Here is a 12326-nt window from a genome sequence, read left to right on the forward strand (position 1 = left end):
AATATTAAATTAATATGAACTACCCTCATTCGCTCCCGCAAAACAGGCAGCTTATCTTATGGATAGGTGTATGCAGATTGGTATTGTTAGCGGTAAGTGATAAGTTAAAGTAAAAAGATGCAAGAGACACTCTGTATGACATCACGGGTCAACTTTGAAAGTGTAAAACACGCTCACGAACGCATAAAAAATAATATAAAACGCACACCTATTGTTGAATCATCACTGTTGAATTCATGGATGGGCCATCGAATTTTATTTAAAGCCGAATGCTTACAAACTATCGGCGCCTTTAAAATTCGTGGCGCGATGAATTTTTTGGCGACTTTAAAAGAGCAAAACCGGCTTCCGGCTCACGTTGTAGCAAATAGTTCTGGCAATCATGCACAAGCGGTTGCCTATGCCGCGGCACACTTTGGTATTACCGCCACTATTTTCGCCAGTGAAAACATATCCCCTATTAAAGCAGCTGCCACCAAAAGTTACGGTGCCGAGCTAAAACTTTTCGCTACACGACCTGAAGCTGATGCTGCGGTAAAAGAAGCTGCGAATGCTGCAGATACTGTATGGGTCCCACCTTTTAACCATGGAGATATTGTTGCCGGGCAAGGCACAGCAGCGTTAGAGGCACTAGAAGATGCTGGCGACGTAGACGCGGTTTTTGCGCCCTGTGGTGGTGGTGGCCTTTTAGCCGGCACATTATTAGCCACACGAGCACTTCAACCAAATGCGCTGGTCATTGGCGCTGAGCCGGCAGCGGCTAACGATGCATCTTTGTCCCTTCAAGCAGGAGAAGTTGTTGCCCTTGAGCATACGCCGAATACATTAGCCGATGGTGCAGCAACACCGTCGGTTGGCGATATTACTTTTGAGTTATTGCAGCAACTCGACGATTTTTACGAAGTTGATGAGCTTCAAATAGCCTATTGGACTCAATGGCTACACCATTTATTGAAGTTACATATTGAGCCCACCTGCGCCATGACAATGGCAGCCGTAGCATCATGGGCAGCCAATACCCCTCCTGGAAAAACGGCATTAGTGATGCTTTCAGGGGGCAATATTAGTCAGGCGTCCATGGCGGCTATTTGGGAACGAGATTTTTTACTACAACCTCCAATAATAAATTTTGACGACAGTATAGAAGAATAATGATGAAGACAATTGCAATGAAAAAGCTCCTGAGCGGCCTTACACTCGCCGCATCGTGTATTGCGCTGAATTATGCCAATGCGGCCACTTTGGTAAGTAATGTCAAAGGCTACACCCTGAATGATAAGGGCAACCTTATTCAGTTCAGCAATTTAGTGATGGACGAAGGAAAAGTCGTGGCACTGGATGTGCAGCCGAAAAATTACGACATTGAAAGCACCATAGATGGTGGCGGCAAAGTGATGCTTCCAGGGCTTATCGACGCCCATGGTCACCTTCTTGGCCTCGGGGCAAACCTGTTAGAGGTGAACTTGAGAGAAAGCACCAGTGCGGCTAACGCTGCTAAAATGGTTGCTGATTATGCGTTTGCCAATACTACTCAGCAGTGGATAACCGGCCGCGGCTGGAATCAGGAGTTGTGGAGCGACCGTGCATTTCCTACGGCAAAGGATTTAGACAGCGTTGTATCAGACCGCCCCGTCGTGTTAACTCGCGTCGACGGGCACGCTGCTTGGGTAAACAGTAAAGCCATGGAAATTGCAGGTATTACGAAAGACACCCAATCTCCAGTGGGTGGCGAAATTATAAAAGATGCTGAGGGTAATCCTACTGGGGTATTTATTGATAACGCCTCTATGCTAATAGAAAAACATCTTCCTTCGGCCAGTAATGCTGTGTATCAGCAGCAGCTTGATGCAGCCTCAGAGCATTTATTAGCTAACGGCATTACCTCCATGCACGACGCTGGTATAAGCCGCGACGTATACGATTTTTATTTAAAAGAATCTGTAGAAAGCGAACTCGCCATTCGCATTTATGCCATGGTAAGTGCTACCGACCCTGAATTAAGTACTATCTTAGGTAACGGTACTATCAGAGATAAAGACGACTATTTGTACATCCGCTCGGTAAAGGCTTATGGCGATGGCGCTCTTGGTAGTCGTGGTGCTGCGCTTCTAGCCCCCTATTCAGATGCGCCGCATCAACATGGGTTATTGCTTACTCAACCAGAAGATATGACAAACCTTTTTACCACAGTCATTGGAGCTGGCTTCCAGCTGAACTATCACGCGATTGGTGACAAAGCTAACCATGTCGCACTGAATGAATTTGAAAGCACATTTAAGCGTATTGGTGGCAGCGAGTTGCGCAATCGCATTGAGCACGCGCAAGTTATTGCACCTGATGATTTAGCTCGCTTTTCTGATTTAAAAGTATTGCCTTCCATGCAGCCAACCCACGCCACAAGTGATAAAAACATGGCAGAAGATCGTATTGGTAAAGATCGAATGAAAGGGGCATATGCATGGAAAACGTTACTAAATTCTGGCATCGCGCTGCCACTTGGGTCAGATTTCCCAGTAGAGCTCGCTAATCCGTTTTACGGACTGCATGCAGCAGTGACGCGTCAAGACAGAGACAATCAGCCGGTTAAAGGCTGGTATGCCCATGAGGCACTTTCTATAGAGCAGGCATTTAAAGGCTTTACCCTTGATGCCGCTTATGCCGGCCATATGGAAGATACATTAGGCACACTCACTGAGGGTAAATGGGCAGACTTTATCTTGGTAGACCAAGATATTTTTACCATTGATCCGAAACATATTTGGAAGACTAAAGTACTTTCAACCTATGTAGCCGGCGAGCAAGTGTTTTCGCTAACCAATGACTAAAAACAGCCTGCTTACAAAAGGAATAGGCGGCATAGGTGCCGCTTTGCTTGTGCTCAATGGCTTGATCGGCGCAGGCATTTTTGCCCTACCGGCCAAAATGGCAGCGGAGCTAGGGGCGTTCAGCCCCTATATTTTCCTGATTTTTGGTGCCTTAATGCTCACTATCGTGTGGTGTTTTGGTCAACTTGCCATTTTTTATCAGGAAACGGGCGGTCCTGTTATTTACGCAAGAAAAGGGTTTGGTGATGCTGCGGCCTTTCAAACCGGCTTTGTTTACTATCTTGCCAGAGCTACCGCGATAGCAGCCAATATGCATGTGTTGCTGCTATATGCTGGATATTTATGGCCAGAAATTAATACCGGTATGGGTAAGTCGCTGGCAATTATTGCACTCACAAGTTTATTGATATTTGTCAATATTGTGGGCTTGAAAGCGGCTATGCGCTCTCTCGACACAATTTCTGTTTTAAAACTGTTACCTTTTATCGCCCTTATTGGTGTGGGCTATTGGCAGCTTGATTTCTCTACAGCTACAGCGGTAACAGCTCCTGCATTAGATACTATTTCAGCAGGTGCTCTAATTACGCTGTATGCCTTTATCGGCTTTGAAACTGTCGTGGTAACCAGTGGTGAAACTAACTCGCCAAAGAAAACAATTCCCAGAGCACTTATGCTCACAGTGTCAGGCATCGCTCTGTTTTACTTTTGTGTGCAGTGGCTTTATTGGCACACTGTTGGCGCAGAAACACCAGACAGTGCGCCCCTTATTGCGTTAGCCAACATTATTTTTGGCAAAACAGGCGCCCTTGTTATGACATTGACAGCTGTTGTGTCTGTAGCCGGTAACTTACTGGCGAATATGATATCAACATCTCGCCTAACGTACTCGATGGCCCGTCAATCTCTCATTCCGAAGAACTTGGGTAAAAACTGGCTAGGCAAGGTACACGGTGAATTTGCCACTCCCTATATTTCGGTATTAGTGCTGGGTGTATTCGCTGGTCTAATGGCACTGAGTGGAAGTTTTGTATGGCTGGCTATTTCAAGCGTATTAGCAAGGCTTGTGGTGTACGCGGTGTGTGTAATTGTTCTCATAAAGGCGCAGCATCAGCGCACCTACTCCCCTAATATTATTAAGCGGTTTATCCCCTTTATTGCACTGATTGTATGCATCTGGTCTATCAGTCAGTCATCGATGAATGCGTGGCTGTTTTTAATGGGCGAATTAGCCGTTGGTGCCATTTTGTATTGGATTTGCAGCAAGACCGCGAATGACTGAATAATAAGCTGAACAAAAAACTAAATAAAGAGCCAGACAAATGCTGAGTGGATAAACCACCGGCACAAACCGCATGAAAAACAATGTAAATAAAGAAGAGAAATAGAGTGAAGATTGTCGTTATACCCGTCACCCCATTTTCCCAAAATTGTTCACTTATTTGGGATCCAAGCTCAATGAAGGGCGCCTTTGTCGACCCTGGTGGTAATGTGGAGCAACTGATTAAAGCTGCCAAAGATAATCACGTTGAGATAGAAAAAATAATACTAACTCACGGCCATCTTGATCACGTTGGTGGCACAACTGCTATTGCTTCGCATTTTAATGTTTCAATTATTGGTCCACATAAAGGCGATAAGTTTTGGCTAGATGGGTTAATGCAACAGAGTCAGATGTTTGGATTTCCACCAGCCTCGCCTTTCGAGCCTACCCAGTGGTTAAACGATAACGACACTATATCTGTTGGCACGCTTACGCTAGAGGTATTGCATTGTCCAGGGCATACACCGGGTCATGTGGCGCTAGTAGAGCGCAGTAGCAATAGAATAATAGTGGGCGATATTATCTTTGCAGGCTCTATTGGTCGTACCGATTTTCCGCAAGGAAATCAGCAGCAGCTTATCGACTCGATTAAGCGAAAAATTCTCTCGCTTCCAGAGGATATGATGATTTATCCGGGCCACGGACCTACTACCACAGTAGGAACAGAAAAAGCGACCAATCCCTACGTATCAGGACAGTGGGGATAAGCATTTTATATAGCCAGGCCATGCGCAAACATGGCCCGCCCATATATTTTTACTCGTATGCCCCGCTGGCACATATTTTTACTCGTATGCCCCACTGGCACATTTTTTTACTCGTATGCCCCGCTGGCATAATGCAACTCATAGCTATGACTGTAAATTTCTAGGATATTGCCAAACGGGTCTTCCATATAAATCATGCGATAAGGCTTTTCGCCAGGATAGTAATAACGCGGAGCTTTCATGCGTTTTTTGCCCCCTGCCGCTACAATTTTATCTGCAAGGCCTTCAACATCTGGATCTTGAACACAAAAATGGAAAATACCCGTTTTCCAGTATTCAAAGTTATCTTCAGGATTTTGTTGGTCTTTAAACTCAAATATCTCAACGCCTACTCGGTCGCCTGTCGATAAATGAGCTATGCGAAATTTCTCCCAACCAGCACCAAACACATCAGTACACATTTCACCAATAGCCGAATCGTCCTCGAGGATTTCTGTTGGCTTCATGATCAAATACCAGCCAAGTACCTCTGTATAAAACTTAACTGCGGCATCTAAGTCGGGTACTGATAGCCCAATATGAGAGAACGTGCGTGGATACGGTGTTTTAGTCATGTCGTTCACGAGTACTTCCTTAACGCATTGCTGCGTAGTGTAAGTCTTAAAGGAAAACTTGGAACCTCTTCTATCTGGCTCAAGTCAGCGTGAACACATCGTAACTAGACAACGCTAGAATTTGAAATTATCATTCTTTCTCAATCTTATAATATGAATTTATGAAAATGCTAAACCCAATCTGGCTCGATACGTTTATTACGCTGGCTGAGACAGGTCACTTTACTCGTACAGCAGAGCAGCGGTTTATGACACAGCCGGGAGTGAGCCAGCATATAAAAAAGCTCGAGGAAGCATGTGAATGTCAATTAGTAGTTCGCCTTGGTAAAGGTATTCAATTAACAGAACAAGGAAGAAGAGTATTTGAATATGCGAAATCACAACAGCACCAAGAGCAAAACTTTATAGCCAGCTTAAAATTTGACGAACCTTATGAAGGGAAGTGCGTTGTGGCCTGTTCTGGTGCTATCGCCCAACGCATCTACCCCGCACTTTTAGCCCAACAGCTAAAGCACCCAAAACTAGAGATACATGTAGAAGTTGCCCCCAGACGAACCATTTTATCGGGAATTATTAATGGCATCTTCGAGCTTGGTATTATTACAAATACACCGAACGTTGATGAGGTATCGAGTACCTATTTAGGCGAGGAGTCCCTTGGGCTTATATTGCCAAGAGAGTTTGTGAAACACAGTAGCTTGTTTGCCTACTCACAAAAGAATACCAACATTGTTGATACGCTGAACGCGCTGGGCCTGATTAATCATCCAGATGCTGTGCACTATTTACAGCGATATATAAAAGATAGCGGTGAAGATGACTTAGCAACCATCAACCCGACTACATTAAAACAGTCTGGTTATATCAATCAACTTTCTCAAATTCTTATCCCCGTTAGCCAAGGGCTTGGGTTTACTGTATTACCTAGCAGCACGCTAGACTTTGTTGATGTTGCAGATAGGCTGACTGTTTACAAACCCAAAAACAAGGTAACCGAACCTCTGTATTGCATTCAAACGCCCCACAGTATGCTGCCCGCTAGGTACAATGTGGTTAAAGATACTATTAGCGAGGTTCTTAAATAGCGTTTTCACTGCTTTTAAGTAACACTTTTATTAGGCCTACAAGCCTCCGCCATAGCAAAGTTGCGAGTCGCCTTTATTGTGTGCTTGCCGTGTCGTCCGATTTCTTTGTATTTGCTCTTTCAATCTCAGGGTCTGGTGACAGCATTTCGGTTTCTTTTTTATGCTCGGGGACATCTACTTTACCTTTCGCAATAACTTCACCGTCTTGCCACAACTTCCACTCGCCTCTTTCATATATGTCCCATTGCTCATCATTTGTTAAAGGCTCTGTAGCAATAATACTCACAACGTCTTTAGGGGTGGTTTCGGCTGCAAAATCTATCTCTACTTCTACATCTTTCAGGCAGGCAGGACCAAAGGGCGCTCTGCGGGTAATGCTTGCAAGTTTGGTGCTGCAAAAAGTAAATAACCAGTCTCCGTTACCCAATAAGCAATTAAATACGCCTTGTTGCGCATAGCCCTTAGCAAGAGAAACCAGTGTATCGGTAAGTTGAATTGGTGATGTGTCTCGTGATAAATGCTGACGCACATGGTTCATCATGTCACAAAACATGTCTTCACTATCGGTATCACCTACTGGCTCATACATTCCCTTTTGTGCGGAGAAATTAGGTAGCTGACCATTATGAGCAAACACCCAATACTCGCCCCAGAGTTCTCGAGCGAAGGGATGTGTGTTGGCAAGGGTAATATTGCCCACATTCGCTTGACGAATATGGCAAATCGCGGTTTTACTTTTTATGGGTAATGTCGCCACAAAGTCTGCTATGGGCGATGTTGCGCTGGGCTCAGGATCGTGAAACATGCGCACGCCTTTTCCTTCGTAAAAAGCTACGCCCCACCCGTCTTTGTGCGGCCCGGTTTCACCGCCGCGGCGGGTAAGCCCTGTAAAGCTAAAACATAGGTCGGTTGGTGTATTTGCACTCATGCCCAAAAGTTCACACACTGCTTTCTGCCCTTCTATTCCTTGGTTATCATCAAGCGAGAATACGCAAGCACGCAGTATGAATCAATAATGCAATGAATATTCAAAGCGTGTCCCTTTTTAGTCTTGTTAACGGCTATGCTATTATTCTAATGAATTAATCTTTTAAAAGCTTAAACCTTGGTTTCAATATGACAGAACAACCGAATAACCCACTCCATGGGCTTACACTTGAGAAAATTGTTACGCAACTGTACGAGCGTTACGGATGGGAAGGGTTGTATTACAGAATTCGAATAAATTGCTTTCAAAACGACCCATCGATTAAGTCGTCGTTAAAATTCTTACGCAAAACTCAATGGGCGAGAGACAAAGTAGAGCAGCTTTATATACAGACATTTTCTTAGGCTTATTAGTGCTTAGCTACCAAAATTATTTAAGCAAATTCACTTTCGATATTGAGCCTTTTTCTTTTGCTAAAAGTATTTATATCCATGCTTTTGGTGCCAACGTCTTATTTTTAATATACGCTTAAAACTGTATGTTCGAAAAACGGATTCCATAACAGGGAAATAAGCCATGGTTAAACAAGTTTTTTGTTTTATGATATTTGCAATCTTTGTTATGTATTGCGAGGCGGCTGTTCATACCGTTAAAGTTGTAGATCAAGAGAACAACCCAGTAAACAATGCTGTCGTGGCCTTCTACTCCAAAAGCTCCTCACCAACTGCCGACACCGACGACATTGCTGTTATGGACCAAGTAAACAAACAGTTTCTACCCAGCGTTATTGCCATACAAAAAGGTCAGAAGGTTAAATTTCCAAACAGTGATGACATTCGTCATCATGTTTACAGCTTTTCCCCTACAAAACCTTTCGAGATAAAGCTCTATAAAGGTTCAAACGTTGCCCCTATTCTCTTCGATAAGCCCGGCATTGGAATATTAGGATGTAATATCCACGATAACATGGTGGGTCATATCTATGTTTCAGACGGTGAGGTAACTCGCGTAACCAATGCCGAAGGGGAAGCCACGTTTGACGAAGCCGTGCCTGAACGCGTTGCAATATGGCATAAAGACCTATCTATCGATGGTAGCTTAAAAGTCAATGTCATGCTGACTGAGAAAGGTGGTACAGCAACAGCAAACGTTGAACTCGTCAGTCAGGCACCGCCACCTAGCAAACGAACCTTTGGTTCAAGCCGTTTTGGGGGTTGAGGCAGCCTTTGAAATCCTATTCTCTTAATCAGCACGTATTTAGACTCTCTGCAGGACTTGTGCTGCTGTCAACGGTGGCTATTTTATTCAGCGTTTGGTCGTCTACTACAGAGCATGCCAAAAGAGAGCTTGCCGAAAGCCTGGAAGTAGCTCGTTATGTAGTCGCTGAAGTATTCAGTAATCGAGAAGAGCAGCTTTTTACGAATGCCAGTGTACTTACCGACGATTTTGGTTTTAAAAGCGCGGTGGCATCGCAAGATAACGCCACCATAGCAAGCACGTTGGAAAATCATGGCAATCGCGTAGGTGCTGACGTTATGGCCCTGCTAACATTATCTGGCGACATTACCAGCAGTACTTCAGATGGCTTATTGCCTGGCCAGCAATTCCCTCACCCTCAGCTTGTAGACAACGCCCTTAAACAGGGCGGAGACAACGCATTTATCGTGCTCAACAATGAACTGTACCAAGTGTTGTTGTTATTGGTGGAAGCACCAAACCCCATTGCGATAGCGGCTATTGGGTTTAAAATTGATGCGCCCGTTCTGGAGCGTTTAAAATCGATTACGCTCTCTGAAGTGGCGATTATCGCGAAAAAAAACGACAGTATTATTTTTAAGCAGTCTACGCTATCGGAAGAACAGGACAACGTTAAGCGGGTGAATGGCGTAGAGGGTATTTCATGGCTATCTTTTATTCCCTCTGACCAATCACAGTATATCACACAGGATATTCCACTTTTTAGTGGAAACGACACGAAAATAACACTGGAATTATCTGAAAGCGCGGAAACCTTGTTTACCGAGTTTGCTACCCTGCAGAAACAAATCAGTATCATTGCTGCTCTGCTGTTAGCCGCCTCTCTGATTATTGCAGCGTTATTTGCCAAACGTATATCAAGGCCATTGGGACGTTTATCGAAAATCTCCCAAGAAATAGCCGCAGGCTTCTACAATCACAAAACCTTTGTTACCTCCCACACAACGGAAATTGCAGCGCTTTCAGATTCTTTTCAGTCTATGCAGAGCAATATTCAAATGCGAGAAGAGCAAATTCAATATCAAGCCACACACGATCTCCTTACGGGTCTCTCTAACCGCTATCACATTACAGAGATACTGAATAACAAATTTAAGCACAATGAAACATTGCAAGTTATTGGCATTAATATACTCGGCTTTCGCAACGTTAATGATGTATTTGGGTATCAAAACGGCGATTTATGCTTGCATACCCTCGCTGGCCGATTAAGTGCACTTGGGGGAGTAACAGCTAGACTAAACGGCGGTGAGTTTTTATGGATACCAACAAACCCTCTCATCAACGAAGAAATAGCCTCAGTGCAAGCTGAGCTAGCAGCGCCTATCCAAGCTGAGAATGTTGTTATAACGCTAAGGTTGTCTTTAGGAGTTTTAAAGTGCCCTGAAGACGCTAATGACGCATTAACTCTACTTAAACGCCTTGCGATAACGTTGGATCACGCTCGTCACCTTCCGACACATCGGGTTCACTACAGCGCCAATTTTGACGCCGAATATACTCGCCGAATTAGTATCATCACTGAATTAAAACTGGCACTGAGCAAAGACAGCCCCGAATTGTCGCTAGTGTATCAACCCAAGCTGGATCTCACTACTAACACGGTAAGCCACGCAGAGGCGCTTATGCGCTGGAACAGTGAAAAACTTGGCTTTGTCGGCCCAGATGAATTTATTCTTATCGCTGAACAAGCTGGTCTAATTGGGGCGGTTACCGAGTGGGTAATAAAACGCGCCATCAACGATACGAAAAACCTACTCCAAAGTGATGTTGATGTATGCGTCGCTATTAACCTCTCTGCCAAAGACATTTTAAACAAAACTCTGTTATCAGATATTAAATCGCAAATTGTTCAGGCTGGTTTAACGGCGTCTCAATTGGCCTTTGAGATCACTGAGAGTGATTTGGTGAGCGATGCAGAAGGGGTGTATAGCGAGCTAGCTTTATATCGCGACGCGGGCTTCGCGCTTGCTATCGATGACTTTGGAACTGGCTACTCGTCGCTGTCGTATTTAAAAAGCCTGCCAGTAAACGAGCTGAAAATAGATAAGAGTTTTGTCCTCAATTTAGACAAAAACCAAAGTGACCAGCAAATAGTAAAAACGATCATTGATTTAGCCCATAATTTCGATCTGAAAGTTATCGCCGAGGGTGTAGAGACTCAGGGTAGTTTGGCGCTATTACAAAAGTGGGGCTGCAACTATGCGCAAGGCTACCTTTTAAGTCGTCCTGTCCCCGTAGAGAGCTTTATTCAATGGTATAAAGATAATATAAACACTGATTGGTTTTCATTATGAAACACTACTTTTTTGTACTGAGCGCATTAGTTTGCTTAATAGCCAGCAACTATGCATTAGCCGGCGATGGTAAGCTACTCGCTACTTCAGGGCTTGTGCAGATTGAGGGCTCAGGAGGCGGCGGTATTGTTCCATGGGCAACATTATCCGGCTACGACACACAAGATGAAATTTCGGTAAGCGCGGTAATGACCCAAGTTGACCTTGATGATTATCGCCTAAACGTGATGGGAGTTTCTGCCTCTTTTTACGACCGTGTTGAAATAAGCGCTGCGCATCAACGTTTCGATTTGAAACAGCTTGGCGGTGACATCAGACAAAATGTAATAGGTGTGAAATACCGACTTTATGGCGATGCAGTATATAGCAACTTCCCGCAAATAAGCATTGGCCTTCAGCATAAGAAATTAGAAGATGGCGCAATAGCCGACTTACTCGGCGCTGACTCTTCATCTAGCGGCACCGACTATTATATTGCTGCGACGAAAATACATTTAGGCGCTGTTGCAGGCTTTAACGCGGTATGGAATGTTACGGCACGAGCCACAAAAGCCAATCAACTTGGGTTACTAGGTTTTGGCGGAGCGCAGAATAGTGACCATGAGATTATGCTTGAAGCCTCCGCTGGCGTTTTGCTTTCTCGAAATGTCGCGGTAGGCATGGAGTATCGGCAAAAGCCCGACAACCTTGGGTTAGGCGAAGAAGACTGGATAGACTACTTTGTAAGTTACATTCCCAACAAACACATCGCGCTTACGCTTGCCTGGGCAGAATTAGGCAGTATTGCTGGCGCTGAGGATCAAAATGGTCTTTACCTCTCTATAAACGGTCAACTGTGGTGACATTATGCTTAAATTAAGAATTATTTCGCTAAGCGGCTTATTGGGTATGTGCTGCATGGGAGCGTTATTAGCCGGCTGCGCCAGCCAATCAAATTCCGTTTACCATCAGCTAGGAGGTAATGAGAAGGTAGAGCAAATCGTCGAAAACTTCGTTGTTGAGATTGAGCGCGACCCTGTCATTTTAGCTTACTTTGAGGGTGCGGATATCAACCGCTTTGTTGAAAAATTAAGTGAACAGATATGCTCTCGTACTGGCGGACCGTGCTCTTACACTGGCGACACTATGGCACAAGTTCATGGTGGTATGAACATTACCGAAGCCGATTTTAACCGCACTGTAGACTTACTCATAAATGCCATGAACAAAGCCGACGTGCCGCATCGGTTGCAAAATAAGGTACTAAGGGCATTAGCACCAACTCGCGATGAAATGCTTTATTTATAAGTTTT

At 44.5% G+C, this 12326-nt stretch carries 12 protein-coding genes; 10 read left to right on the forward strand and 2 right to left on the reverse strand.

Annotated features, from left to right (window positions below; genetic code table 11):
• The first annotated feature begins 135 nt into the window (after positions 1–135).
• The 4 genes from GTW09_RS14520 (at position 136) to GTW09_RS14535 (ending at position 4853) form a co-directional block, all read left to right on the forward strand.
• Positions 136–1152, forward strand: coding sequence for a serine/threonine dehydratase (locus tag GTW09_RS14520; protein ID WP_163112478.1), 1017 nt, complete (start codon positions 136–138; stop codon positions 1150–1152).
• 17 nt (positions 1153–1169) lie between these two features.
• Positions 1170–2825 carry an amidohydrolase gene (locus tag GTW09_RS14525; protein WP_203565777.1) on the forward strand — a complete coding sequence of 552 codons (1656 nt, stop codon included), beginning with the start codon at positions 1170–1172 and terminating at the stop codon, positions 2823–2825.
• A complete protein-coding gene (locus GTW09_RS14530; protein WP_163112480.1) occupies positions 2818–4104 on the forward strand; it encodes an APC family permease in 1287 nt (428 codons plus the stop codon). Before GTW09_RS14525 ends, GTW09_RS14530 begins: the two co-directional genes overlap by 8 nt.
• Before the next feature lie 107 nt (positions 4105–4211).
• A complete protein-coding gene (locus GTW09_RS14535) occupies positions 4212–4853 on the forward strand; it encodes an MBL fold metallo-hydrolase (protein ID WP_163112481.1) in 642 nt (213 codons plus the stop codon).
• A 107-nt stretch (positions 4854–4960) separates the two neighbouring features.
• On the opposite strand, the gene GTW09_RS14540 is transcribed toward GTW09_RS14535, so the two are convergent.
• The gene (locus GTW09_RS14540; RefSeq protein WP_071981356.1) at positions 4961–5467 is read right to left on the reverse strand and encodes a lactoylglutathione lyase family protein; all 507 of its coding nucleotides are present in this window, start codon (positions 5465–5467) and stop codon (positions 4961–4963) included.
• 167 nt (positions 5468–5634) lie between these two features.
• Between GTW09_RS14540 and GTW09_RS14545 the strand changes: the two genes are divergently transcribed.
• Complete coding sequence (locus GTW09_RS14545; RefSeq protein ID WP_163112482.1) at positions 5635–6552, forward strand: LysR family transcriptional regulator; 918 nt, start codon at positions 5635–5637, stop codon at positions 6550–6552.
• Between the two features lie 73 nt (positions 6553–6625).
• Here the strand turns inward: GTW09_RS14545 and GTW09_RS14550 are convergent, their stop codons facing one another.
• Complete coding sequence (locus tag GTW09_RS14550; protein WP_163112483.1) at positions 6626–7498, reverse strand: class II glutamine amidotransferase; 873 nt, start codon at positions 7496–7498, stop codon at positions 6626–6628.
• 170 nt (positions 7499–7668) lie between these two features.
• Between GTW09_RS14550 and GTW09_RS14555 the strand changes: the two genes are divergently transcribed.
• The 5 genes from GTW09_RS14555 to GTW09_RS14575 all read left to right on the forward strand — a co-directional run bounded on the left by GTW09_RS14555 (position 7669) and on the right by GTW09_RS14575 (position 12321).
• Complete coding sequence (locus GTW09_RS14555; RefSeq protein WP_071980633.1) at positions 7669–7884, forward strand: VF530 family protein; 216 nt, start codon at positions 7669–7671, stop codon at positions 7882–7884.
• 172 nt (positions 7885–8056) lie between these two features.
• Entirely contained in the window at positions 8057–8698 is a 642-nt protein-coding gene (locus tag GTW09_RS14560; protein WP_163112484.1) for a methylamine utilization protein, read from the forward strand.
• Positions 8699–8706: 8 nt separating this feature from the next.
• A complete protein-coding gene (locus GTW09_RS14565; RefSeq protein ID WP_163112485.1) occupies positions 8707–11034 on the forward strand; it encodes a bifunctional diguanylate cyclase/phosphodiesterase in 2328 nt (775 codons plus the stop codon).
• Positions 11031–11876 (forward strand): DUF3034 family protein, encoded by an 846-nt coding sequence (locus GTW09_RS14570; RefSeq protein WP_100972961.1) that lies wholly within the window; start codon positions 11031–11033, stop codon positions 11874–11876. The genes GTW09_RS14565 and GTW09_RS14570 overlap by 4 nt, the downstream gene beginning before the upstream one ends.
• 4 nt (positions 11877–11880) lie before the next feature.
• On the forward strand, positions 11881–12321 hold the full coding sequence (locus GTW09_RS14575; RefSeq protein ID WP_338024967.1) for a group I truncated hemoglobin: 441 nt from the start codon (positions 11881–11883) through the stop codon (positions 12319–12321).
• Positions 12322–12326 lie beyond the last annotated feature (5 nt).

It is taken from the genome of Alteromonas hispanica (assembly GCF_010500915.1).
GTDB classification, from domain to species: Bacteria; Pseudomonadota; Gammaproteobacteria; order Enterobacterales; family Alteromonadaceae; genus Alteromonas; species Alteromonas hispanica.